The organism is Achromobacter sp. LC458 (assembly GCF_001005835.2).
Lineage (GTDB): Bacteria > Pseudomonadota > Gammaproteobacteria > Burkholderiales > Burkholderiaceae_B > Achromobacter > Achromobacter spanius_B.
On record NZ_LBHW02000008.1, the window covers coordinates 131,322 to 154,868 of the forward strand.

General features: G+C 63.4%; 22 protein-coding genes. 2 read left to right on the top strand and 20 right to left on the bottom strand.

The genetic code is table 11. The annotated features are described in order from the left end of the window. Window position 1 precedes the first annotated feature (1 nt). From der to ndk, 8 genes are read right to left on the bottom strand one after another with little or no spacing between them, the layout of a single operon-like run. Window positions 2–1,360, bottom strand: a complete 1,359-nt coding sequence (der, locus tag YH64_RS09540; protein ID WP_046803680.1) for a ribosome biogenesis GTPase Der — start codon at window positions 1,358–1,360, stop codon at window positions 2–4. A 26-nt stretch (window positions 1,361–1,386) separates the two neighbouring features. Beyond that, window positions 1,387–2,544: an outer membrane protein assembly factor BamB gene (gene bamB, locus YH64_RS09545; protein ID WP_046803681.1), complete on the bottom strand. Its 1,158-nt coding sequence runs from the start codon at window positions 2,542–2,544 to the stop codon at window positions 1,387–1,389. A 5-nt stretch (window positions 2,545–2,549) separates the two neighbouring features. Beyond that, the gene (locus YH64_RS09550) at window positions 2,550–3,188 is read right to left on the bottom strand and encodes a tetratricopeptide repeat protein (RefSeq protein WP_046803682.1); all 639 of its coding nucleotides are present in this window, start codon (window positions 3,186–3,188) and stop codon (window positions 2,550–2,552) included. A gap of 3 nt (window positions 3,189–3,191) precedes the next feature. Beyond that, window positions 3,192–4,478, bottom strand: a complete 1,287-nt coding sequence (gene hisS, locus YH64_RS09555; RefSeq protein WP_104145742.1) for a histidine--tRNA ligase — start codon at window positions 4,476–4,478, stop codon at window positions 3,192–3,194. A 55-nt stretch (window positions 4,479–4,533) separates the two neighbouring features. Continuing rightward, entirely contained in the window at window positions 4,534–5,820 is a 1,287-nt protein-coding gene (ispG, locus tag YH64_RS09560; RefSeq protein WP_046803684.1) for a flavodoxin-dependent (E)-4-hydroxy-3-methylbut-2-enyl-diphosphate synthase, read from the bottom strand. Window positions 5,821–5,833: 13 nt separating this feature from the next. Continuing rightward, complete coding sequence (locus tag YH64_RS09565) at window positions 5,834–6,328, bottom strand: helix-turn-helix transcriptional regulator (RefSeq protein ID WP_046803685.1); 495 nt, start codon at window positions 6,326–6,328, stop codon at window positions 5,834–5,836. After that, a complete protein-coding gene (gene rlmN / locus YH64_RS09570; protein WP_046803686.1) occupies window positions 6,325–7,479 on the bottom strand; it encodes a 23S rRNA (adenine(2503)-C(2))-methyltransferase RlmN in 1,155 nt (384 codons plus the stop codon). Before rlmN ends, YH64_RS09565 begins: the two co-directional genes overlap by 4 nt. 44 nt (window positions 7,480–7,523) lie before the next feature. Continuing rightward, entirely contained in the window at window positions 7,524–7,949 is a 426-nt protein-coding gene (gene ndk, locus YH64_RS09575) for a nucleoside-diphosphate kinase (protein ID WP_006218576.1), read from the bottom strand. A 405-nt stretch (window positions 7,950–8,354) separates the two neighbouring features. On the opposite strand from ndk, the gene YH64_RS09580 reads away from it, so the two are divergent. After that, entirely contained in the window at window positions 8,355–11,249 is a 2,895-nt protein-coding gene (locus YH64_RS09580) for a valine--tRNA ligase (protein WP_046803687.1), read from the top strand. Window positions 11,250–11,337: 88 nt separating this feature from the next. On the opposite strand, the gene YH64_RS09585 is transcribed toward YH64_RS09580, so the two are convergent. The 8 genes from YH64_RS09585 to rpsP all read right to left on the bottom strand — a co-directional run bounded on the left by YH64_RS09585 (window position 11,338) and on the right by rpsP (window position 17,666). Next, window positions 11,338–12,627, bottom strand: coding sequence for an FAD-binding oxidoreductase (locus tag YH64_RS09585; protein WP_046803688.1), 1,290 nt, complete (start codon window positions 12,625–12,627; stop codon window positions 11,338–11,340). A 9-nt stretch (window positions 12,628–12,636) separates the two neighbouring features. Then, window positions 12,637–13,368: an amino acid ABC transporter ATP-binding protein gene (locus tag YH64_RS09590; RefSeq protein ID WP_046803689.1), complete on the bottom strand. Its 732-nt coding sequence runs from the start codon at window positions 13,366–13,368 to the stop codon at window positions 12,637–12,639. Next, complete coding sequence (locus YH64_RS09595) at window positions 13,365–14,018, bottom strand: amino acid ABC transporter permease (RefSeq protein WP_046803690.1); 654 nt, start codon at window positions 14,016–14,018, stop codon at window positions 13,365–13,367. The genes YH64_RS09590 and YH64_RS09595 overlap by 4 nt, the downstream gene beginning before the upstream one ends. Window positions 14,019–14,141: 123 nt before the next feature. Beyond that, complete coding sequence (locus tag YH64_RS09600) at window positions 14,142–14,897, bottom strand: ABC transporter substrate-binding protein (protein ID WP_046803691.1); 756 nt, start codon at window positions 14,895–14,897, stop codon at window positions 14,142–14,144. A 99-nt stretch (window positions 14,898–14,996) separates the two neighbouring features. Beyond that, the gene (locus YH64_RS09605) at window positions 14,997–15,701 is read right to left on the bottom strand and encodes a helix-turn-helix domain-containing protein (protein ID WP_046803692.1); all 705 of its coding nucleotides are present in this window, start codon (window positions 15,699–15,701) and stop codon (window positions 14,997–14,999) included. A gap of 154 nt (window positions 15,702–15,855) precedes the next feature. Further along, window positions 15,856–16,704 (bottom strand): tRNA (guanosine(37)-N1)-methyltransferase TrmD, encoded by an 849-nt coding sequence (gene trmD / locus YH64_RS09610; protein WP_046803693.1) that lies wholly within the window; start codon window positions 16,702–16,704, stop codon window positions 15,856–15,858. Continuing rightward, on the bottom strand, window positions 16,704–17,321 hold the full coding sequence (gene rimM / locus YH64_RS09615) for a ribosome maturation factor RimM (protein WP_046803694.1): 618 nt from the start codon (window positions 17,319–17,321) through the stop codon (window positions 16,704–16,706). Before rimM ends, trmD begins: the two co-directional genes overlap by 1 nt. 84 nt (window positions 17,322–17,405) lie before the next feature. Then, complete coding sequence (rpsP, locus tag YH64_RS09620; protein ID WP_006218566.1) at window positions 17,406–17,666, bottom strand: 30S ribosomal protein S16; 261 nt, start codon at window positions 17,664–17,666, stop codon at window positions 17,406–17,408. A gap of 426 nt (window positions 17,667–18,092) precedes the next feature. Between rpsP and YH64_RS09625 the strand changes: the two genes are divergently transcribed. Beyond that, a complete protein-coding gene (locus YH64_RS09625; protein WP_046803695.1) occupies window positions 18,093–18,674 on the top strand; it encodes a hypothetical protein in 582 nt (193 codons plus the stop codon). Window positions 18,675–18,817: 143 nt separating this feature from the next. Here YH64_RS09625 and YH64_RS09630 read toward each other — a convergent pair whose 3' ends face one another. From YH64_RS09630 to YH64_RS09645, 4 genes are all read right to left on the bottom strand, one after another. Further along, window positions 18,818–19,087, bottom strand: a complete 270-nt coding sequence (locus YH64_RS09630) for a sulfurtransferase TusA family protein (RefSeq protein ID WP_046803696.1) — start codon at window positions 19,085–19,087, stop codon at window positions 18,818–18,820. After that, window positions 19,087–21,711 carry an alanine--tRNA ligase gene (gene alaS, locus YH64_RS09635; protein ID WP_046803697.1) on the bottom strand — a complete coding sequence of 875 codons (2,625 nt, stop codon included), beginning with the start codon at window positions 21,709–21,711 and terminating at the stop codon, window positions 19,087–19,089. Before alaS ends, YH64_RS09630 begins: the two co-directional genes overlap by 1 nt. A gap of 79 nt (window positions 21,712–21,790) precedes the next feature. After that, window positions 21,791–22,879 (bottom strand): type II secretion system protein J, encoded by a 1,089-nt coding sequence (locus YH64_RS09640; protein WP_046803698.1) that lies wholly within the window; start codon window positions 22,877–22,879, stop codon window positions 21,791–21,793. Continuing rightward, on the bottom strand, window positions 22,876–23,493 hold the full coding sequence (locus YH64_RS09645; protein ID WP_046803699.1) for a type 4 pilus major pilin: 618 nt from the start codon (window positions 23,491–23,493) through the stop codon (window positions 22,876–22,878). The genes YH64_RS09640 and YH64_RS09645 overlap by 4 nt, the downstream gene beginning before the upstream one ends. Window positions 23,494–23,547: the final 54 nt, after the last annotated feature.

Below are 23,547 nucleotides of genomic sequence, written 5' to 3' on the forward strand. Positions count from 1 at the left end.
ATCAGCTTTCCTGCGCGTAGGGGTTGTGCGACGACTTGAATTCGATGCGCAGCGGCGTGCCGGCCAGATCGAACGCATTGCGGAAACGCGTTTCCAGATAGCGGCGATACGAATCGGGGATGGCATCCAGGGCATTGCCGTGAATGACGACCAGCGGCGGGTTCTGCCCCCCTTGGTGCGCGTAGCGCATCTTGGGGCGGAAGATACCCTTGCGCGGCGGCTGTTGCTGTTCGATAGCGGCCTGAAGCTCACGCGTCAGCTTCGGCGTGGACAGCTTGGCGAACGCCGCGGCGTGCGCCGAGTTGATGGACTTGAGCAACGGCTTGATGCCCTGGCCACGCAGCGCCGAGATGGTATGCATGCGCGCGAACGACAGGAACCGCAGCTTGCGTTGAAACTCGCGTTCGATGCGTTCCTTTTCCTCGCCGTCCAGGCCGTCCCATTTGTTGATGGCGACCACCACGGCACGACCCGTTTCCAGCACGAAGCCCGCAATGTGGGCGTCCTGCTCGGAAATTTCGGTGTGCGCGTCCAGCATCAGCAACACGACGTTGCTGGCCTCGATGGCCTGCAACGTCTTGATGACCGAGAACTTCTCGACAGCCTCAAAGACCTTGCCGCGCTTGCGCAGGCCGGCCGTGTCGATCAGCGTATAGCGGCGGCCATCGCGGTCGAAGTCGATCTCGATGGCGTCGCGCGTCGTACCGGGCAAGTCGAACGCAATGACGCGCTCTTCGCCCATCAGGGTATTGATAAGCGTCGACTTGCCCACGTTGGGACGACCGACGATGGCCAGCTTGATGCGGTGATCGTGCTCGCCCTCGCCTTCTTCGAACGCCTCGTCTTCGGCCGGCGGTTCGGCCAGGTCCTTCAGGGCCAGTTCGATCAGGTCGACGATGCCGTCACCGTGCGCCGCCGAAATCGGAAAGGGTTGGCCCAAGCCCAGTTCGTGGAATTCGGCAATGGCGGGGCCCAAGCCCATGCCTTCGGCCTTGTTCACCGCCAGCAGCACGCGCTGCTGGCCAGACTTGCGCAGCAGTTGGGCGATCTGGTGGTCGTGGGCGTTCAGGCCGGCGCGAGCGTCCACCAGGAACACCACGACGTCAGCCTCGGCGATGGCCTGCCGGGTCTGGCGCGCCATCTCCAGCAGGATCCCGTCCTTGGCGACGGGTTCGAAACCACCGGTATCGATAGCGATGAACGGGATCTCGCCTACCCTGCCCTCACCGTAATGGCGGTCGCGGGTCAGGCCGGAAAAATCGGCCACCAGCGCGGCGCGCGATCGCGTCAGGCGGTTGAAAAGGGTCGACTTCCCCACATTGGGGCGACCGACCAGGGCAACGACAGGCTTGAAAGACACGGTGTAAGGCTTTGTTCTATAGGTTTTTAGTTGGCGCCGATCATGACGAGATTGCCATTGCCCGTCTGGACCAGCACACCTTGGGGGGTGGTTTGCGGCGGCGAAACGACGGCGCCTCCACCCACGGACAGCCGGGCCATCAGGCTGCCATCACTACGCGACAGAAAGTGCAGATAACCTTCCAGGTCGCCCACGGCAAGCGCGCCGCCCAGCATGGCCGGGGCGGTCAGCTGGCGATTCTTCAGCGCCGCTTGCTTCCACACATTGCCGCCATTATCCAGCGCAAACGCGTTGACAACGCTATTTTGATCCGCCGAGTACGCAAAACGGTCATCCAGCGTCATGCCGCTGACGCTGGAGAAGTCCTTGGCCCACAACGGACGGCCGCCGGCGGTCACGTCAAAGCAGACGATACGCCCTTGGTAGGCGACTGCGCAAAGCAGGTTGCCCGTGATACGCGGCGTGCCGACGACGTCGGTCAGGCGTTCAAGGTCGCTGGCGCCGCGCGGCGTAGCCACGGTGCCTTCCCATTGCACGTTGCCGCTGTCGGACGCGATTGCCATCAGCTTGCCGCCAGGCAGGCCAGTGATCACCAGGCCTTCGGCCAGGACCATTTGCGACACGCTGCGCAAGGCCAGCGACGGACCGGGGCGTTGCACGTTCCAGACGCGTTCGCCGCTATTGGCGTCGAACGCCTGAATGCGGTAGTCGCCGCTGCGCACGACGACAATGCCATAGCCCACCACCGGCGGGATCGTGACGTCGCTGGTCGCGCGGACCTTCCACTTGACCTTGCCGGTGTCGTCGAACGCGATCACGTCGCCATCGGGCGAGGCGACTGCGGTCGTGGTGCCGTCGCTGCCGGCACCGGCGGACAGCTTGCCTTCGGTCTTGGCCTTCCACAACGGGCGGCCACTTTGCAGGTCGAACTTGCCGACCGAGCCATCCGGCGTGGCGGCGTAGACGGCCGTGCCCAGCACCGTGGGCGCAAAGCCAAGGCCCGAGCCGCTGCCGATCGACGTGGACCAGATCTGGCGCACGGACATGCCGGCCTTGTATTCGGTCAGCGGGGCGGGATCGTATCGGCCGTCATCGTGGGAGAACAAACCGCAGCCGCCCAGGGCAAGCAAGCTTGCCAGGCAGACCGCGCCACGCCACGTACGACCAGGGGCAAATTTACGCATTACAGTTACGCTCCGCTCAGGGCATCCAGTTTCAATTGCACAACCTGGGTCAGCGGATTCGCCGTGCCCAAGCCATCAATGGCGCTTTGCCAGGCCGCACGCGCTTCATCGCGCTTGCCTTGCGCCGCGAGAATATCGCCACGACGGTCAGCAAACAAGGCGGCAAAGGCAGCCGGCGGATTGTTCAATTGCGCAAGCGCTGCATCAAACTGCTTTTGATCCAGCAGCATGCCGGCCAGACGCAGACGGGCCACGGCCTGCATTGACGGATTCTTGCCTTGCGCCGCCAGCCATTCCAGCTGCTCACGCGCGCCGGCTTCGTCCTTCTGGGCTTGCAGGGCCTGAGCCGCCACCAGGGCGCCGCGCGCGGCATAGCCGGTGGCTGGGTACTGCTCGCGCAGCGTGGCGGCCGCCGTCTTGATGCGCACCGCCGAATCGGCGCCGCCCAGGCGTGCCGCATCTTCCAGCGCTTCGAAGTAGCCCATGGCCTGGTTGGCACGGTGCGATTCATAGGCCTTCCAGCCCCACCAACCGCCCCAGGCCAGCGCCACCACCGCAAACAGCGTCACGACCAGCGTGCCGTATCGAGCCCACCACGCCTTGATGGCGTCCAGCTTTTCCTGTTCTTCGAGATCGTATGCCATGCCTTAACCCTTGTTGTTCAGTACCGCAGCCAGATCCGCAAGCGGGATCTGCTGCTGCGCCGCGTCGCCTTGGGCATCCGCACGCAAATATTTGACGCTGGCGGTCTGCGATGCGACTTCGTCGGCGCCAAGAATAACCGCAACGCGGGCGCCACTGGCATCAGCGCGCTTGAATTGCGACTTGAAGCCGGCCGAACCGGCATGCACGATCACGGACAGGCCGGCATCGCGCAGCGACTCGCCCACACGGGCCGCCAGGCGCTGCGCGTCTTCACCCTGATGCACCACGTACACGTCGCATTCGGCAGGGGCGTCCAACTGAACGCTCTGTTCCCAGAGGTCCAGCAGGCGTTCCATGCCGATGGCAAAGCCGACCGCGGGAGCGGGCTTGCCGCCCAGCAGTTCAATCAAACCGTCGTAACGACCACCGCCGCACACCGTGCCCTGCGAGCCGAGGCGATCGGTGACCCACTCGAACACGGTCAGGTTGTAGTAGTCCAGCCCGCGCACCAGGCGCGGATTCAGGCTGTATTCAATGCCGGCTTCCGTCAAGCGCTGGCAAACGCCTTCGAAGTGCGCGCGCGATTCGTCGCCCAGGAAATCGAACAGGCGCGGCGCGCTGTTGGCCATTTCCTGCATGGCCGGATTCTTCGTATCCAGCACGCGCAGCGGGTTCGTGTACAAGCGGCGCTGGCCGTCTTCGTCCAGAATGTCGCGGTGCTTTTCCAGGTGCTCGATCAGCGCGGCGCGGTGCGCGGCGCGTTCGGCGGGCTGGCCCAGCGAATTGAGTTCAAGGCGCACGTCTTTCAGACCCAGCAGCTTCCACAGGCGGGCAAGCATGACGATGAGTTCGGCATCCACGTCGGGGCCGACAAAGCCCAGGGCTTCGACGTCGATCTGGTGGAACTGGCGGTAGCGGCCGCGCTGCGGGCGTTCGTGGCGGAAAACCGGGCCGATCGAATAAACGCGTTGCGGGCGGTCATAGAGCAGGTTGTGCTCGATGGAGGCGCGCACGATGCCGGCCGTCATTTCAGGACGCATCGTCAACGACTCGCCATTCAGCGCATCGGTGAACGTGTACATCTCTTTTTCGACGATGTCGGTCACTTCGCCGATGCCGCGCGTGAACAGGCGCGTATGCTCAAGCACGGGCGTACGCACGTTGCGATAGCCGTAGCCGCGCAGCCAGCCGCGCACGATTTCCTCGAATTGTTCCCAGCGGGCGCTCGGCCCGGGCAACACGTCATTCATGCCGCGTATGGCGGCGACTTTCTGGAAAGCTTGAGTCATCTTGATCATGCCGCATCACGCGCCTGCCGGCGCGTTTGCGGCTACACCCTTTCTTTTAATGAGAGGCGAGCACGCCGTAACGGCGCGCCACGTAGTCTTCGACGATGGCCTGGAACTCTTCGGCGATATGGTCGCCTTTGAGGGTGACCGTGCGTTCGCCATCCACGAATACCGGCGCCGCGGGCACTTCGCCCGTTCCCGGCAGACTGATACCGATATCGGCATGGCGGCTTTCGCCCGGCCCATTGACCACACAGCCCATGACCGCGACGTTCATGCTTTCGACGCCCGGATATTGCGACTTCCAGACCGGCATCTGGCGACGCAGGTAGGACTGGATGCTGTCGGCAAGTTCCTGGAAGAACGTGCTGCTGGTGCGGCCACAGCCGGGGCATGCGACCACCATGGGGGTGAACGCGCGCAGGCCCATGGTCTGGAGGATTTCTTGCGCCACGATGGCTTCGCGGCTGCGGTCGCCGCCGGGTTCCGGCGTCAACGAAATGCGGATGGTGTCGCCAATGCCTTGCTGCAGCAGCACGGCCAGCGCGGCGGTGGAGGCCACGATGCCCTTGCTGCCCATGCCGGCTTCGGTCAGGCCCAGGTGCAGCGGATAATCGCAGCGGGCGGACAGGTCGCGGTAAACGGCAATCAAGTCCTGGACATGGCTGACCTTGCACGACAGGATGATCGCATCGCGGCGCAAGCCCAATTCCTCGGCACGCTGCGCATTGCTGATGGCCGACACGACCAGCGCGTCACGCATCACGGCCTGGGCCTCCCAGGGTTGCGCGCGACGGCTGTTTTCGTCCATCTTGCGCGCCATCAGTTCGTGATCCAGGCTGCCCCAGTTCACGCCGATGCGCACCGGCTTGTCGTAACGGCAAGCCACTTCGATCATCTGCGCGAAGTTGTCGTCGCGCCGCTTGCCGCCACCCATGTTGCCGGGGTTGATCCGGTACTTGGACAGCGCTTGCGCGCATTCCGGGAACTGCGTCAGCAGCTTGTGGCCGTTGTAATGGAAGTCGCCGACCAGCGGCACGTTCACGCCCATGCGGTCCAGCTGTTCGCGGATGGCGACCACTTCGCGGGCCGCCTCGGGCGTGTTGACGGTGATACGCACCAGTTCGGAACCGGCCTGCGCCAGTTCCTTGACCTGAATCGCCGTGGCGATGGCGTCGGCGGTATCGGTGTTGGTCATGGACTGCACCACGACCGGGGCATCGCCGCCAACCATGACGACGCGATCGCCCCACTTCACCGCCACCGAACGGGTGGCGCGGCGCATGGCGGCCCCCACAGAGGGAGGCGGCGCATCGTGGCAAGGCAGAGAGGAATCTTGCATCGGTGGAACCGGTTTACTTGGTGGGCTTGGGCAGCCAGTCGAACGGCAGCCACTGCTGCGGCAACCAGCCTTGCCAGAAGGCGTACGCCACGCCGGCGGCCAGCACCAGCACAATGGCGATCAACCAGCCCCAGGACGTGGACGACGAACGCTCGTCGTCAGCACTGGATTGGGGAATGGAATGCGCCGAATGCAGGGCGCCCGGGCTCAGCTTGACGGGGCCGGTAACGCGGGCCTTCGGGTCAAGCGAGTCGACGATGGCCTGGGAATCGGCACCCAGCAAACGCGCATAGTTGCGGACCAGCCCGCGCAGGGAAACGCCGGTGGGCAAGTCTGCCCACGCTTCGTTTTCAAGGGCTTCGATCTGCTTCGTGGAAAACTTGATCCGGCTGGACACCTCGTCCAGGGACCAACCCTTGGACTGTCGCAGCGCGCGCAATGCCGAGCCGATATTGCCCGCGGAACCGGCGGGCGTTTCAGAAACTGCAGAAGCGAATTCCTGCGTCATGCATGCACCTGTTTAATTGGTATGGTCTGGCGCTGTGCGGCGTTGCGCTCGGTAATCCGAGTGCGATCGCGCACTTCTCCGGCCAATTGACCACAAGCTGCATCGATGTCGTCGCCCCGGGTCTTGCGCACGGTCGTGATGATGCCGGCGTCCATCAGCCGCTGCGCAAATACCTTCACGCGGGCGGAGTTGGAACGCTTCAGGCCCGACTCGGGGAAGGGGTTGAACGGAATCAGATTGAGCTTGCAGCGCAGCTGGCGTGCAATTTGGATCAGTTCCTTGGCGTGCTGGTCGGTATCGTTGATGCCGTCCAGCATGCAGTATTCAAAAGTGATGAAGTCGCGGGGCGCAAACGCCAGATAGCGCTCGCAAGCCGCCAGCAACTCTTTCAGCGGGTACTTCTTGTTCAGCGGCACCAGTTCGTCGCGCAGCGCATCGTTGGGCGCGTGCAGCGACACCGCCAGCGCCACCGGACAGTCTTGCGACAGGCGGTCCATCATGGGGACCACGCCCGAGGTGGAAACCGTGACGCGGCGACGCGACAGCCCGTAGGCGTTGTCGTCCAGCATCAGGCGCAGCGCCGGCAGGACCTGGTCGTAATTAAGCAAGGGTTCGCCCATGCCCATCATGACCACGTTGCTGATGACGCGCGTATCTTCGGTAGCCTTGGCGCTTTCCAGGCGGGCGGTGCCGATATCGGCTTCCAGCACGCGCTTGGCCCACCACAGCTGGCCGATGATTTCGCTGGTTTTCAGGTTGCGGTTAAAGCCCTGATGCCCGGTCGAGCAAAAGCGGCAATTGACCACGCAGCCGGCCTGGCTGGAAATACATAGGGTGCCGCGATCGTCTTCGGGGATGAAGACGGTTTCGATGGCATTGCCCTGCCCCACGTCGAACAGCCACTTGCGCGTGCCGTCGGTCGAGCGTTGCTCGATATTGACGGGCAAGGCCTCGATACGGCAGTTGGACGCGAGCTGGCTGCGGAATTCGCGAGCCAGGTCGGTCATGGCGTCGAACGAATCGGCGCCGCGCTGGTGCATCCAGCGCTGCAGCTGGCGGGCGCGAAACGGCTTGCCGCCCCACTGCCCGACAAGTTCGGACAGGGCGGAGCCATCCAGCCCCAGCAAATTGATTCGTTCGACGGATTCCATGACCTGGGTAACGCTAAAAAACTAATTCAGTGCTTACGCGAAAATCAACGGCTGTGAATGTTGATTTCGGGGAAGAAGAAAGCGACTTCAACGGCAGCCGTTTCCGGAGCGTCGGAGCCGTGCACGGCGTTGGCGTCGATGCTGTCGGCGAAGTCGGCGCGGATGGTGCCGGCTTCAGCCTTCTTCGGGTCCGTGGCGCCCATCAGGTCGCGGTTCTTCTGGATGGCATCTTCACCTTCCAGCACTTGCACGAACACGGGGCCCGAGATCATGAAATCGACCAGGTCCTTGAAGAAGGGACGTTCCTTGTGCACGGCGTAGAAACGCTCGGCATCGGCGCGCGACAGTTGCGCCAGGCGGGCAGCGATGACCTTCAGGCCGGCTTGCTCGAAGCGGCCGACGATCTGGCCGATGACGTTCTTGGCGACGGCGTCGGGCTTGATGATCGAGAGGGTGCGTTGGATGGACATTAGGAACTCCGAAAGCTGATTTCTGACTGGTTTCTGATGAATTGCCTGGCGTGGCTCTGCACTTGTCGGTGTCACCCTTGAAGTGTCATCGCGCGATGGGCGCGCGGGCGGTCCGGCGTGTTTGAACGATGTCGTTGAACATTCCGGGCCGGCCCGAACCGCTTGCCAAGGCAGGGATTCGACACTGGCCACCGATCGGACGTGCCGTGGATTCTTACCGAGGATACCGAAACGGGAGCTTTTAAGCGCACATTTCTGAAGGAATCCTCAATGAATTCAGGGACTTCTAAAAGGTTTACAGTAACCCGGTATTCTAACACGCTGAGAAGACCGCATTACATCTTAAAATGAGCGGTTTGCTGCCCGTATCCCTACGCCGGGCGCCCTGTCTGCCGGAACCCTGTAATGACTCAAGCTGCTCCCCCCACCGCCGCGAACCCCGCGAGCGACGCCCCGGAACTCTCCAAGAGCTTCGAACCTTCTGAACTGGAATCGCGCTGGTACGCCGAATGGGAAAAGCGCGGCTATTTCACGGCGGGTCAGCACGTAAAAACGGGGACAGAAAGCCAGCCGTATGTCATCCAGTTCCCGCCGCCCAACGTCACGGGCACGCTGCACATGGGCCACGCGTTCAACCAGACCATCATGGACGGGCTGGTGCGGTATCGCCGCATGTCCGGCGACGACACGGTGTTCATTCCCGGCACCGACCACGCCGGCATCGCCACGCAGATCGTTGTTGAAAGACAGCTGGATGCCCAGAAGGTTTCGCGCCATGACCTCGGCCGCGAAAAATTCGTGGAAAAAGTCTGGGAATGGAAGGAAAAGTCGGGCAACGCCATTACCGAACAGGTGCGTCGCCTGGGCGCCTCGGCGGACTGGCCGCGCGAGTATTTCACCATGGACGACCGCATGTCGCGAGGCGTGGTCGAGACCTTCGTGCGCCTGCATAAACAGGGCCTGATCTACCGCGGCAAGCGCCTGGTCAACTGGGACCCCAAGCTGCTGACCGCCGTGTCCGACCTGGAAGTGCAGTCCGAAGAGACCGACGGCCACATGTGGCACATCCTCTATCCCTTCGTGGACGGCCCGCAAACCATCGTCGACAAAGACGGCCAGACCGTCACGCTGCGCGGCATGACCATCGCCACGACCCGCCCGGAAACGATGCTGGCCGACGGCGCGCTGTGCGTGCACCCGGACGACCCGCGCTACCAGCACCTGGTCGGCAAGGAAGTCGAGCTGCCGCTGTGCGACCGCAACATCCCGATCATCGCCGACGATTTCGTTGACCCGGAATTCGGCACGGGCTGCGTGAAGATCACCGGCGCGCACGACTTCAACGACTATGCCTGCGCGATGCGCCACGATCTTCCCTTGATCGTGATTTTCACGCTGGACGCGCACATCAACGAAAACGGCCCCAAGCAGTTCCAGGGCCTGGAACGCTACGCAGCCCGCAAGGCAGTCGTTGCGCAACTGGATGCCGAAGGTTATCTGGTCAAGGTCGAACCGCACAAAATGATGCAGCCCAAGGGCGACCGCACCGGCGTCGTCCTGGAACCCATGCTGACCGACCAATGGTTCGTGGCCATGAGCAAGCCCGCGCCCGAAGGCACGCTGAACCCGGGCAAGAGCATCACCGAAGTGGCCCTTGAAGTGGTGGCCGATGGCCGCATCAAGTTCTACCCGGACAACTGGACCACCATCTACAACCAGTGGCTGAACAACATCCAGGACTGGTGCATCTCGCGCCAGCTGTGGTGGGGCCACCAGATTCCGGCGTGGTATTCGGAAGACGGCCAGATCTTCGTTGCACACGACGAAGCCGGCGCCATCGAGCAGGCACGCGCCGCAGGCGTCACGGGTGACCTCAAGCGCGATCCTGACGTGCTGGACACCTGGTTCTCGTCGGGCCTGGTGCCCTTCACGACGCTGGGCTGGCCTGAAAAAACGCCCGACCTGGAACGCTACCTGCCGTCCAGCGTGCTGGTTACCGGCTTCGACATCATTTTCTTCTGGGTCGCGCGCATGGTCATGCTGACCACGCACATGACCGGCCAGATTCCGTTCAAGCACGTCTATGTGCACGGCCTGATCCGCGATGCCGACGGCCAGAAGATGAGCAAGTCCAAGGGCAACACGCTGGACCCGGTCGATCTGATCGACGGCATCGACCTGGACGGTCTGGTCACCAAGCGTACCTACGGCCTGATGAACCCCAAGCAGGCCGGCGCCATCGAAAAGGCAACGCGCCGCCAGTACCCGGACGGCATTCCGGCGTTCGGCACCGACGCGCTGCGCTTCACGATGGCCGCCTACGCCACGCTGGGCCGCAACATCAATTTCGACCTGAAGCGTTGCGAGGGGTATCGCAACTTCTGCAACAAGCTGTGGAACGCCACGCGCTTCGTGCTGATGAACACCGAAGGCCATGACCTGACGGGTTCCGACGCGGGCGAAACCTCGTTTGTCGACCGCTGGATCATCAGCCAGATGCAAACGCTGGAAGCCGACGTGGCGCGCGGCTTTGCCGACTACCGCTTCGACAATATCGCCAACTCGCTGTACCGCTTTGTCTGGGACGAATACTGCGACTGGTACCTGGAACTGGCCAAGGTCCAGATCCAGACCGGCACGCCGGCTCAGCAACTGGGTACGCGCCGCACGCTGATCCGTGTGCTGGAATGCGTGTTGCGCCTGGCCCATCCGATCATTCCGTTCATCACCGAAGAACTGTGGCAGAAGGTGTCGGTGGTGGCGGGCAAGCGCAAGGAAGGCGTTGCCGACAGCGTCAGCGTGCAGCCGTATCCGCAAGCCAATCTGGCTGCCGTGGACGCCGCGGCCGAAGCCGACGTGGCCGAGCTGAAGGCGCAGGTCGAGGCCGTGCGCGCATTGCGCGGCGAAATGAACCTGTCGCCCGCTCAGAAGGTGCCGCTGTGCGCCCAGGGCGATGCGCCCGTGCTCAAGCGCAACGCGCCTTACCTTGCCGCGCTGGCCAAGCTGAGCCAGGTGGACGTGCTGGACACCCTGCCCGACGCCGGCGCACCGGTCCAGGTGGTGGGTGCCAGCCGCCTGATGCTGCACGTTGAGATCGACGTGGCCGCCGAACGCATCCGTCTGGACAAGGAAATCGCGCGTCTGGAAGGCGAGATCGCCAAGGCCAACGGCAAGTTGTCCAACGCCAGCTTTGTCGAACGCGCACCCGCAGCCGTTGTCGAGCAGGAAAAGGCGCGCATGGCGCAGTTTGGCGAAACCCTGCAAAAGGTGCGCGAACAGCGTGCCAAGCTGGCGGACTGAACCTGATCGGTTCTGGCCAAAACGCCCGCCAAACAAAAACCCCGGGACGCGTTCCGGGGTTTTTTTCGGCTTGGCCGGTGGCCTACGCTTACACGCCCCCGTCCGTCATGCGATACCACGTGACCACCGCGTTCACGTACAGCCGGCGCAAACCATAGAGCGGAAACGGCACCACCGGTGACAAAGGCACGGGCAGCGCGGTTGCGTCGCCCGTGGCCACGTACTGCGCCATCGCGCGCCCCATGCTGGTTTGCAGACCCACCCCGCGCCCCTGGCAGCCGATATCCACCAGCAAGCCAGGCTGCGGCTCGTGCAAATGCGGCAGGTAATCGCGCGTGATGGCCACGCGCCCGCACCAGCGGTATTCAAACGGCGTGCCGGCCACCTGCGGGAACATCTTGAACATCACGCGTTCCAGGTGCGCCCAATCCTGCGGCCCCTTGGGTTCACGAAACGGCCCGCGTCCGCCCATCAACAGGCGGCCCTGGTGGTCCAGCCGGAAGTACAGCAGCAGGTTGCGCGTATCGGACGTGACATGGCCTTCGGGAAAGATTCCGGCGCGCACCGATTCCGGTAGCGGCGCCGTCGCCACCTGGAAAGTGTTGGCGTCGATGATGGACGTCTTCAGGCCGGGCAGCAGGTCGCCGCCGTAAGCGTTCGTGCACATGACGACGCGATCCGCCATCACGCTTGCACCGCGTGCCGTCGTGGCTGTCCACTTGCCGCCGTCGCGCTTCAAGCCCGTGACCGGCGTTTCCGTGTGGATCAGCGCGCCCGCGTTCAACGCGGCGCGTGCCAGGCCACGCACATAGCTCAAGGGCTGCACCGCCCCCGCCCGGTTATCAACCCAGCCGCCCAGGTAGCGGTCCGTGCCCAGCAGGCGTGCAACCTGATCCTGATCGAGCGGCTGGGCGTCCACGCCGTGGCGGGCCCATTGCGCCGCGCGGCCATGCGCTATGCGCAAGGCCTCGGCGGTGTGCGCGCCCTGGATCCATCCCCTGCGCACATGCGGCACGTCCATCGCATGACGGTCGATCAGGTTGAAGACTGAATCGGCCGTCGCACCGGCAAACCGCAACAGCCGCTCGCCCTTGTCGTGTCCGAACATTGAAATCAAATCGTCCGGGTCGTATTTCAGCCCAGGAATCACCTGACCGCCATTACGCCCGGATCCGCCGAAGCCGATCTCGCGAGCCTCCAGCACGATGGTCTTCACGCCCCGCTCGGCCAGGTGCAAGGCCGTGCTTAACCCGGCGTAGCCACCGCCTATCACCAACACGTCGGCTTGCGTCGACGCGGTCAACGGCTCGGTCGGAGGCGGCGGCGCCGCAGTGGCGGCCCATAAGGACGGAGAGAGGGGAAACGGCGCTTGCGGCATGACGGTTCCTTACATGGGATGCAGCACGCGGTGCAGGAAGTCCTGCGTCCGGGGATGCTGCGGATGATTCAGCACTTCGCGGGCGGCGCCCTGCTCTACCATGACGCCGCCATCGAAGAACATGACGCGGTCCGCGACCTCGCGGGCAAAGCTCATTTCATGCGTGACGACCACCATCGTCATGCCCGCTTCCGCCAGCTTGCGCATCACGCCCAACACATCGCCGACCAGTTCAGGGTCCAAGGCGGACGTGGGCTCATCGAACAGAATCGCCTTGGGCTGCATCGCCAACGCCCGCGCGATGGCCACGCGCTGCTGCTGGCCGCCGGACAGTTGATTGGGATGTGCGTCGGCCTTGTCCGCCAGGCCTACGCTGGCCAGCAATTCGCGCCCGCGTTCCATCACCTGAGCGCGGGGCTCCTTTTTGACGAAGATGGGACCTTCAATCACGTTTTCCAGCGCGGTGCGATGCGGGAATAAGTTGAAGCGTTGAAACACCATCGCCACCTGCGTGCGAATCGACACGATGGACGCCGCGTCGGCATCGACGAGTTCACCATCCACGGTGATGCGGCCGGCGTTATAGCGCTCCAGCCCGTTGATGCAGCGCAGGATCGTGGACTTACCCGAACCGGACGGGCCGATTACGCAGACCACTTCGCCCTTGCGGACTTCGGCGTCGATACCCTTCAACACCTCAAGCGAGCCAAAGCTCTTGCGCACTCCTTGCAGTTCGATCATTTGGTGGCGCTCCTTTTTTCCAGGTGACGCACCAGCAGGATCAACGGCACGCACATCACCAGGTACATCAGCGCCACCAGCGAAAAGACGGTCGCGTTCTTGAAGGTGGAGACCGCAATCAGCTTGCCTTGCAGCGCAAGCTCGGCCACCGTGATCGTCGACGCCTGTGACGAATCTTTCAACATCATGATCATGATGTTGCCGTACGGCGGCAGCACGATCTTGACTGCCTGCGGCAAGACCACGCGCCGCATCGTCATGCTCCAGCTCATGCCCATCGCCATCGCCGCTTCGATCTGACCGCGGTCGATGGCCTGGATACCGGCGCGGAAATTCTCGGCCTGATACGCGGAATACGCGACGCCCAGACCAATGATGGCCGCCTGCACGGCGGTCAACGAGACCCCCATGTCCGGCATCACGAAATAGATGTAGAACAGCAGCACGATAATCGGGATACCGCGCAGCAGGTTGATCACCCCGCCGCTGATCTTGGACAGGATTTTATTGCCCGAGACGCGCATCAGCGCCCACACCAGGCCCAGCACCGTGGACAGCGCCAGCGAACCGAGCGTGACCAGGATCGTCAGCTTGGCGCCTTGCAGCAATATCGGCAGGTACTCCGCCGCGTCGTTGAAGAATTCCGTCATGACCTCATCCACCCAGGCTCGACCGCCGGCAGGGACGCGGGATGCGTCCCGCCCGCCGACGCGCACGCACGCGCGTCAGCTTGGCAGTTGCGAAAAACGTTGGTTGCCTGCAAGCAGCCGGCGTTATGCGCCGGACAGCCCCCACTTTTTCAAGATGGCGTCGATTGCGCCGTCGGCCTTGAGCTTAGCCAGCGCTTTATTGATACGTTCCAACAGCGCGGTATCTTCCTTGCGCGTGGCCAGGCCCAGGCTACCCATCACGGTAGGTTGATAGGCTTGTGCCATCTTCAGATTGGGGTAGTTGCCTTGCGTCAGGATGTAGGCGGCGATCGGGTAGTCCATGAACCCGCCCTGGATGCGGCCGGCGTTGGCGTCGCGCATCATGTCCGGCGGATTGTCGTACAGCTTCACTTCCTTGAACACACCGCTCTTCTGGATGGGTTCGACAAACGCCGTCCCCACCTGCACGCCAACGGTCATGCCCTTCATGTCCGCGAACGACTTGTATTCCTTGTTGTCGGTCTTAAGCACCATCAGTCCTTCGCCATAGCGATAGACCGGTTCGGAAAAGCTCACGACTTGTTGGCGCTGCGGAGTGATGAACATTGCGGCCGACACGATATCGATGCGCTTGGATGTCAGTGACCCAATCAATGCGGAAAACGCCATGGGTTCGATCTGAACCTCGAAGCCGGCCTCTTTGCCCACGGCCTTCACGATGTCCACCATCACGCCTTCGATGCTATTGGCTTTGGTGTCCAGAAACGTAAAAGGACTGCCGGTGGGCGTGGACCCCACCTTCAACACCGTTTGGGCTTGCGCGCCCGCGGCCATGGACAATGCTGCAAATACAGAGACAACAAGAGTCTTGAATTTCATGACATTTCCTCATCGTGGCAAAGAAGTCCGGGCAACGCCCTGCGTGTCCGGTGGCGCGACAATCCCCAGTGTCGTCGCGCGGATGTGGCTGCTGCGCGCTTATGGCGCCTGTTGCGTGTCGTCCCCCGCGGCTGGTGTGATGTTGGAAATGGCCCAGATGACCTCGGTCGTCTGCGAGCCGGGATTGCGCCAGCGTCGCGGCGTGCTGCTGGCATAACAAAAGCTGTCGCCCTCATTGAGCAGGACCACGCGATCGCCCACCCACAATTCCAGAGACCCCTTCAGCACAACACCGATCTGCTCGCCCTGCCCCGTCACGAACAGCTCGTTGCCGGTGGAGCCGCCGGGCTCGATACTGGCGCGGCAAAGGTCCATGCTGCGGCAGGCCGGCGGCGTGTACATCTCTTTGCTGATGCCTTTTTCACTAAGGTCAATGAAGCGGTGCGTGCCGGCTCGCGCCACGCGGCCCCCATCTTCGCCCTGCGTCGGCTCGGCATTGCGCAGCAGCGAATTGACCGAGACATGAAATTCGCGCGCCAGCAGGTGCAGCACTTTGACGGAAGCGGAACTCAGGCCGCGTTCGATCTGACTGAGCAAGCCCAAGGACATGCCGCAGGCACGCGCCACTTCAGCCAGTGAACGGCCTTGCTCTTTACGCAGCTGCCGCAGCTGTTGGCCCAGCCATAAGTCCACGGCGGACTCGGGCCGATCGGCCGGCAAGGCCTTCGACGCAGGCGACGACTCGGGATGGCTATCAAGGGCGGTCCGCGTCGAACGCGAGCCGCCAGGCTCGGATCTGCTCATGTGAAAATTTCACGGTGGTGTAATTTTCAATACTAAGGAGCACGCCAAAAGCTCACAACCTAGGAACATCCCTAGCGGTTGTGGACGGGTGCCGGACAGCGGATAGGAACAGCCGAAGTTGGCGGCAACACGCCGGGACGCGGGAGCGAAATGCTCAGGACGCGTCGGGCGCTTCGGCTTTTTTGGAGGGAGATGCGGCGGACCTGCGCCGGCGCTTGGGTGCATCGGCTGTGGGGTCGTACGTGCCGGCCAGCTCGGCCAGGTAGCGCTCGTCTGCCTTGTTCAGCCAGCCCTTGGCGCGCGCGGATTCAATCAGCTCCGGGCGGCGCGAGGCCGTCAATGCCAGCGAACGCTCTCGCCGCCAGCGGGCGATGTTCGCGTGATGGCCGCTTAGTAGCGGCGCGGGCACGGATTCGCCCTCGTAGACTTCCGGGCGCGTGTAATGGGGGCTGTCCAGCAGACCGGACAAGGTGTCGTTGAACGAGTCCTGCAATGCGGAATCGCCATCGTTCAGCACACCAGGCAACAGCCGCACAGCGGCGTCGATGACGGCAAGCGCGGCTATTTCGCCGCCGGACAGAACAAAGTCGCCCAGCGAAATCTCGTGCGTAACGCAACGTTCAATGAAGCGCTGGTCAACGCCTTCGTAGCGGCCGCAAATCAAGATGATGCCGTCGCTGGCAGCCAGGGTTTCGGCGCCCGCCTGGTTATAGCGCTGGCCGACCGGAGCCAGTAGCGCCACGGGGGCACGGCCCAGGCCTTGCGCGGCGCGCGCCTCCTGGGCGGCGTTGACGGCAGCTTCCAGTGGCGCTGCCATCATCACCATTCCGGGGCCGCCGCCGTAGGGGCGGTCGTCCACCGTGCGATGGACGTCCTGCGTGAAATCGCGAGGATTCCACGCATGAAGGGACCACCGGCCCTGGGCATGCGCCCGACCGGTGACACCTAAATCGCGCACCACCCCGAACATTTCGGGAAAGAGCGTAATGACGTCGAATCGCATCAAAGATCCGCCGGCCAGTCGCTGTCAATGCGGCGAGCAGCCAGATCGACGGCGTGGATGTGCGCGCGTACGAACGGAACGAGCATTTCGGCGGGTCGGCCCTTGGCGTTCAGAATAGGTTCGGGCCCTTCGGCTCCAACCTTCTGGCACAAGACCTTCAAAACGGCATGAGCGCCGTTATCAAGGACTTCGTCCACCACGCCAATCAGCGTGGGTTCACCGTCGGCGCTGGTATACAGCGCGCAGCCGATGAGGTCGACCCAGTAGTATTCGTCTTCTTTGGGCGCGGGAAAGGAACCGCGCGGCGCCTGGACGGAATATCCGCGCAAGGCTTCGGCCTGATCGCGGTCCGCAATACCCGCCAGCTGGGCCACCACTGTGGCGCCCTGTGAACGGGATTGCAATACCTTGATTGCGACAGGCGCAGACGCGACAGCGCCCCGCGCCAATTCAGGCACAGGGCGAGTCAACCACCATTGAGATGCTGAGAGCAGCACTTCGGCATTGGCCGAATGAGGCTGCACCTTAACCCAGCCTTTCACACCGTAGGCTGCAGTGATGCGGCCCAGCTCGATCAAATCCGTAGGCGCCGCGTTAGAGGTTGCGGCATCAGACATGTATCGTGCTCTTGGTAATTATGAAACAGCTAAGAATGGTAGCTTTACAGCTGAACTAACGGTTCGGTTGTACGACGCAGGCAATTAAGCTGCGGCGGAAACCTTAGCCGAGTAGTCCTTGACCAGACGCTCGACGGCGGGCGACAGTTGGGCGCCATTGCCGGTCCAGTACTGCACGCGATCCAGCGCAATGCGCAGGTTTTCCGTGCCTTCGCTAGCTACGGGGTTGTAGAAACCCACGCGCTCGATGAAGCGGCCGTCGCGACGGTTACGCGAATCGGTGGCCACCAGGTTGTAAAACGGACGCTTCTTGGACCCACCGCGGGCCAGGCGAATCACCACCATAGGTAATCCCTTGAATTAGTTGTGAAAAACGGGAAATTCTAGCACTTAAACAAGCCAGCTGGCAAATGCAGGTGCTGAATCAGTCGGGGCGGCGCAATTTGTATCGTAAAACACCGCATCCGGGTATTCTACAAAACGGGCCGAAGCCCGCCGCAGGCCAAAGTGTAGCCGCCTGGCCGCGCTTTCGCCCGCATTTCCTGCGAATCACCTTAGTGCGTTTGAAGAAATAACCGGTTGGAGAGATCGGATTTATGTCGTCCTACGCCAGACCCCCCGTTTGCCTGCCTTTCGCTGTGCCCCTTCGGCGCGGCATTTCCCCTGTTTTCCAATCTTCATCCTGACGACGGATTTACTCCTTCCGGCATCGTTACGCCTGTTCGTTCGTGTTTTTTCCCCCACACTTCCTCTCTCGGAGGGTGCCACACCATGAAGAACCCGACATCCGTCTTCAAACCCGTCGCACGCCTGGCCTTGACCGGCCTATTGCTGGGCACGCTGGCGATGCCCATCGCCGCTTCTGCCCGCATCGTCGGCGCGGCGATGACCACCGCTACGGGCAAGGTCACCGCCGTGGACCCGGCCACGCGCGCCATTACCTTGCAAGGCAACAACGGCAATACGGTCGAGGTCGTCGCCGGCCCCGAGGTCCGCAACTTCCAGCAGATCAAGCCGGGCGACATGCTGACCTTGGACTACTACGAATCCGTGGGGGTGGATGTGCGCCCGGCGGGTTCGGGCGCCCCCGAAGTCAAGACTGAAACGGCGGCGACACGCAGCGCCGACGGCGCCAAGCCGGGCGGCGCAGTGGGCCGCCAAACCACCATCACCGCCGAGATCTGGCACATCAACAAAAGCGCCAACCTGGTCACGCTGAAGGGGCCGCAGGGCGGCATGCGCACGATCCAGGTCAAAGACCCCGCCTTGCAAGCGCGCCTGCAACAACTCAAGGAAGGCGACTTGGTGGATTTCACGATTACCCAAGCCGTGGCCGCGGCCATCCACAAATAAACCGAGCACCGGCAAAGAAAAGGCCCGCTTGATGCAAGCGGGCCTTTTTGCCGGTGCGTATCGGATAGCGGGTAGCGGGTAGCGGACTGCGGACCTAATGGCGCTTCTGCGCGGCGCAATCCGGGAATAAACGGCTGCGCCGGCTATCGGCGGCGCAGGTAATGCACGCCGCGCCCCTCGGCCTCGTGCTGCGCGACCAGCGTATTGCCGGTTTGACGGGCAAACGCCTGAAAGTCGCGGATTGCATTGCGGTCGGTGGTGACAACGCGCAGAACTTCGCCGCTGGCCATCTGCGCCAACGCCTTCTTGGCGCGCAGGATGGGCAGCGGGCACGTCAGGCCGCTGGCATCGATCTCGTGCTCGAAAGCCGGCGCTTGCGCGCCGGCGTCGACACCGGTATCCGCGCTGCTCATCAGAGACGCTCGTCCACCCACTTTTGCACACCGGCGATGGCGGCCGGCAAGGCGGCCAGGTCGGTGCCGCCGCCCATGGCCATGTCCGGACGTCCGCCGCCCTTGCCCCCCACCTGGCTGGCGACGAAGCCAACCAGGTCGCCCGCCTTGATGCGGTCGGTCAGGTCGGCGGTGACGCCGCCCACCACGCTGATCTTGCCGTCGGCCGAGCCGGTGGCAAGCAGCACGACAGCCGGCTTCAGGCGGTCTTTCAGGTTGTCGACCATGCCACGCAGGGCCTTCGGGTCCACGTCGCCAATGCTGGCGGCCAGGACCTTGATGCCCTTGACGTCGACAGCGGCGCTGGTCGCCAGGTCGTTGCCGGCACTGGCCGCCAGCTTGTTGCGGGACTGCTCAAGGTCTTTCTCAAGCGCCTTGATCTGATCCTGCACCTGCGCGATACGCGCCGGCACGTCGGCCGGCGTGCTGCGCAGCATGCCGGCGATCTGGGTCAGCAAGGCGTTCTGGTTCTGCACCCAGGCCAGCGCGTTGTCGCCGGTAATGGCTTCGATACGGCGCACACCCGCCGCCACGCCACCTTCGGACACGATCTTGAACAGACCGATGTCGCCGGTGCGGCTGACGTGCGTGCCACCGCAAAGCTCGCGCGAGAAGCCGATATCCAGCACGCGCACCGTATCGCCGTATTTCTCGCCGAACAGCGCCATGGCGCCGCCCTTGACGGCGTCATCGTATGCCATGACCTGGGCAACGGTGGGATGGTTGGCCAACACTTCAGCGTTGACGATGGCTTCGACGCGCGCGATCTGCTCGGCGGTCATCGGCGCATCTTGTGCGAAGTCGAAGCGGGTCTTGTCGGCATCGACCAGCGAACCGCGCTGCTGCACGTGCGCGCCCAGCACCTGGCGCAAGGCCTTGTGCATCAAGTGGGTGGCCGAGTGGTTGCGCACGGTACGCGCACGGCGCACGGCGTCCACGCGCGCCAGCAGCGTCGTGCCTACCGACAACGAACCCGCTTCCAGCACTCCGTGGTGACCGAACACGCCGTTTTGAATCTTCAGGGTGTCGGCGACGGCAAATCGTACGCCGTCGGCTTCCAGCAAGCCGGTATCGCCGACCTGGCCGCCGGATTCAGCGTAGAACGGCGTGGCGTCCAGCACCACGACGGCATTCTGGCCAGCCTGCACCTGCTGGACCTGCGTGCCGTCCACGTACAGGGCCGTGACCTTGACGTTGTCGAGCTCCAGCTTTTCGTAGCCTTCGAAGCGCGTTTCGGCGCCTTCGTAGCTCAGGCCTTCGGCCATCTTGAACTTGCCGGCGGCGCGCGCCTGATCCCGCTGGCGTTCCATCGACACTTCAAAACCCGCCATGTCGACTTCGACTTCGCGTTCGCGGCAGATGTCGGCGGTCAGGTCGACGGGAAAGCCGTAGGTGTCGTACAGGGTGAACAGCGTCGTGCCGTCCAGCACGCCACCCTTGGGCACATTGGCCAAGGCCGTGTCCAGGATGCGCATACCGTGTTCCAGCGTTTCGCCGAAACGCTCTTCTTCCTGCTTGAGCACCTGCGCCACGCGGTCGGCCATGTTGGCCAATTCCGGATAGGCTTCACCCATTTCGGCGACCAGATCAGGCACCAGGCGGTGGAAGAACGGCTTGGTCTGGCCCAGCTTGTAGCCGTGGCGCAAGGCGCGACGCACGATGCGGCGCAGCACGTAGCCCCGACCTTCGTTGCTGGGGATCACGCCGTCGACGATCAGGAACGAGCAGGCACGGATGTGGTCCGCGATGACCTTCAGCGAGTTGTTCTCGAGGTCCTGCACGCCCGTTTCGCGCGCGGCGGCGTGGATCAGCTTTTGGAACAGGTCGATTTCATAGTTGGAATGCACGCCTTGCAGAACGGCGGCGATGCGCTCCAGCCCCATGCCGGTATCGACACAGGGGCGCGGCAGACGCGGCATATTGCCTTCGGCGTCGCGCTCGAACTGCATGAAAACCAGGTTCCAGATTTCGATGTAGCGGTCGCCGTCTTCTTCGGGCGATCCGGGAGGACCGCCCCAGACGTCCGGGCCGTGGTCGAAGAAGATTTCCGAGCAAGGGCCGCAGGGCCCGGTGTCGGCCATCTGCCAGAAGTTGTCCGACGCGTAGCGCGCGCCCTTGTTGTCGCCGATGCGCACGATGCGCTCGGGCGGCACGCCCACTTCATTGGCCCAGATGTCGTAGGCCTCGTCGTCTTCCTGATAGACGGTGACCCAGAGCTTTTCGGCCGGCAGCTTGTAGACCTGCGTCAGCAGCTCCCAGGCGTACTGGATGGCGTCGCGCTTGAAGTAGTCGCCAAAGCTGAAGTTACCCAGCATTTCGAAGAACGTATGGTGCCGGGCGGTGTAGCCCACGTTCTCCAGATCGTTATGCTTGCCGCCCGCGCGCACGCTGCGCTGCGAGGACGTGGCCCGCGTGTACGACCGCGATTCCTTGCCCGTGAACACGTCCTTGAACTGGACCATGCCCGAATTGGTGAAAAGCAGGGTCGGATCGTTGCCGGGAACGAGCGAGGACGACGGGACAATGGTGTGCCCCTTCGACTTGAAGAATTGCAGAAACTGGCGGCGAATCTCGGAGGATTTCATCGTGGATGACGCAGATTTAGGCGAATCTTTGATTATAGAGGGTTAGCGCGAAAGCGCGGAAAAGGCCGGTCCGGCTGCCCTATCTGACACACACATATCCCGTCGTCCACCCTTCCGTTTCCGTCCATTTTCCGCCCGCGGACACGATGACCCCGGCAAAGCCCGGGGGACAGGAACACTGCCCTGTCACGGGATTGGCCGTCGACACGCCGGTGTAATGCCTGCACCCACGCGGATGATTGAGGCTGTAGGCGCCGCCAAAACCGCTTGATGCACGCTGCCAAACCCCGGACTGGCACGTCAACAATTCACTTTCGTGGGATGACGCCACGGTGCCAACCCCGACGTTGCAGGGGTGACCAGCCGTGCCGCGGGCGCCCACGGAAAGATACCCGCCGGCGATGATGGAGGATGCCGCGGTGAGCGACCCCGCCAAGCTGGGGTCCCGCGCATCGCCAATCTTTACGTACGGCGTCAGGTCCGGCATGACGGGCTGGACGCTGGTCTCGGCTTGTCCGCCGATGCCCGCCCAGAGCGCCACGGTGCCCGCCGCATAGGGCGGGGCGTTGGCCAAGGGGTTGGGAAAACTGAAGGCCGGCCCCCTCACCCGCCCGGGCGCCTCGGGCCACACCGCGCCCGCATACCCTTGCGCAGCGTCGATGATCGTGGAGATGCCGACTCGATCCGGCGCATGCGTTCCCTTTTTCAGCACGGGCGTGTCGCTGTAGACCAGGGCATCAAGCCGGCAGCGCGGACCGGGGCACGCGTCGTGTCTCACGATATGAACCCGCACGCCGAATCCCATCGCCGTGCGCGCCGGAAAATCAGCGGGCAAATATGCCTGCGTGCGCAATTCCGCCACGGTGGGTGCAAACGGGTCAGCGAACAACGGGGCTCCGCCCTCGCCCACCAAAGGGCCGCCCTTGGACAAGGCGTCGAAATGGCGCTGGAGCGTTTGCGCCATCGCCTGTCTGACCTGCATCAGCCACACGCCCGTGGAGCGCGCCGCCGCGTCTTCGATCCGCTGGACGAGCTGGTTTGACGCCCAAATCGCAATCATGGACGTCAATGCCAGCGCCACCGCCAGACCGACCAGCGAGAACCCGCCTTGGGGCCGGCATGCGCGCGGCGACCCGCGCGCGCCCTTGCCAAAGAGCGGCGGCGTCATCTTGCGGTGAAAGTGAAGGTGTTGACTTCACCCTGGCTGCATTGCGCCTGCGCCAGGGCGGCGCGATACGGCACGTCGGGAACGGCCAGCGCGTCTTTCACGACTTTTGCTCCCGTGCCGCCGCCTATGGAGATAGCGTCCGAGACCCGTTGCAACACCGAGGCCAGCGCTGGGCACGCAGCATGGCTGACGTTAGTCAGGGTGACGACGAATGCCGACCCCAGCCCGCCCCCGCCGGACGCGGCGGCAGCCACCTCGACCACACCGTTGCGGCCCGTTCCGCTGCCGCCCAGACCGTGCACCACCCGTGCCGACGCCCCACTGCCCACGACAGCCAGCACGCTGGAGTCGCGCAGCGCATTCGCCAGCGCGCCGGTGTCCAGCCCCTCGTACGGCGTCACGCCACCACCCTGGGCATTGATTTTCATGCTGGCAATGAAACGCTGAATTTCTTCCCCGACCTTGGGCACCTTGTTTTCGATGACATAGGCGCCTATCGCCGGAATCCCGACGATGGCGATCAACAACACGATGGCGGTCACGATGGACACCTCCATCAAGGAAAAGCCCCGCTGCCGCGTTATGCGGCATCGACGCCGGTTTTTACTGTTCATGGGTATTCGCTGCATCGCTGCCTCCGTGGATAAATGAAATGTGCGCGAGTGGTG

Excerpts from the sequence above, each read along its gene's own strand:
- bamB (WP_046803681.1), bottom strand. The coding sequence starts at position 2,544 with ATGCGTAAATTTGCCCCTGGTCGTACGTGGCGTGGCGCGGTCTGCCTG.
- YH64_RS09550 (WP_046803682.1), bottom strand. The coding sequence starts at position 3,188 with ATGGCATACGATCTCGAAGAACAGGAAAAGCTGGACGCCATCAAGGCG.
- hisS (WP_104145742.1), bottom strand. The coding sequence starts at position 4,478 with ATGACTCAAGCTTTCCAGAAAGTCGCCGCCATACGCGGCATGAATGAC.
- ispG (WP_046803684.1), bottom strand. The coding sequence starts at position 5,820 with ATGCAAGATTCCTCTCTGCCTTGCCACGATGCGCCGCCTCCCTCTGTG.
- YH64_RS09565 (WP_046803685.1), bottom strand. The coding sequence starts at position 6,328 with ATGACGCAGGAATTCGCTTCTGCAGTTTCTGAAACGCCCGCCGGTTCC.
- rlmN (WP_046803686.1), bottom strand. The coding sequence starts at position 7,479 with ATGGAATCCGTCGAACGAATCAATTTGCTGGGGCTGGATGGCTCCGCC.
- ndk (WP_006218576.1), bottom strand. The coding sequence starts at position 7,949 with ATGTCCATCCAACGCACCCTCTCGATCATCAAGCCCGACGCCGTCGCC.
- YH64_RS09580 (WP_046803687.1), top strand. The coding sequence starts at position 8,355 with ATGACTCAAGCTGCTCCCCCCACCGCCGCGAACCCCGCGAGCGACGCC.
- YH64_RS09585 (WP_046803688.1), bottom strand. The coding sequence starts at position 12,627 with ATGCCGCAAGCGCCGTTTCCCCTCTCTCCGTCCTTATGGGCCGCCACT.
- YH64_RS09590 (WP_046803689.1), bottom strand. The coding sequence starts at position 13,368 with ATGATCGAACTGCAAGGAGTGCGCAAGAGCTTTGGCTCGCTTGAGGTG.
- YH64_RS09595 (WP_046803690.1), bottom strand. The coding sequence starts at position 14,018 with ATGACGGAATTCTTCAACGACGCGGCGGAGTACCTGCCGATATTGCTG.
- YH64_RS09600 (WP_046803691.1), bottom strand. The coding sequence starts at position 14,897 with ATGAAATTCAAGACTCTTGTTGTCTCTGTATTTGCAGCATTGTCCATG.
- YH64_RS09605 (WP_046803692.1), bottom strand. The coding sequence starts at position 15,701 with ATGAGCAGATCCGAGCCTGGCGGCTCGCGTTCGACGCGGACCGCCCTT.
- trmD (WP_046803693.1), bottom strand. The coding sequence starts at position 16,704 with ATGCGATTCGACGTCATTACGCTCTTTCCCGAAATGTTCGGGGTGGTG.
- rimM (WP_046803694.1), bottom strand. The coding sequence starts at position 17,321 with ATGTCTGATGCCGCAACCTCTAACGCGGCGCCTACGGATTTGATCGAG.
- rpsP (WP_006218566.1), bottom strand. The coding sequence starts at position 17,666 with ATGGTGGTGATTCGCCTGGCCCGCGGTGGGTCCAAGAAGCGTCCGTTT.
- YH64_RS09625 (WP_046803695.1), top strand. The coding sequence starts at position 18,093 with ATGAAGAACCCGACATCCGTCTTCAAACCCGTCGCACGCCTGGCCTTG.
- YH64_RS09630 (WP_046803696.1), bottom strand. The coding sequence starts at position 19,087 with ATGAGCAGCGCGGATACCGGTGTCGACGCCGGCGCGCAAGCGCCGGCT.
- alaS (WP_046803697.1), bottom strand. The coding sequence starts at position 21,711 with ATGAAATCCTCCGAGATTCGCCGCCAGTTTCTGCAATTCTTCAAGTCG.
- YH64_RS09640 (WP_046803698.1), bottom strand. The coding sequence starts at position 22,879 with ATGACGCCGCCGCTCTTTGGCAAGGGCGCGCGCGGGTCGCCGCGCGCA.
- YH64_RS09645 (WP_046803699.1), bottom strand. The coding sequence starts at position 23,493 with ATGAACAGTAAAAACCGGCGTCGATGCCGCATAACGCGGCAGCGGGGC.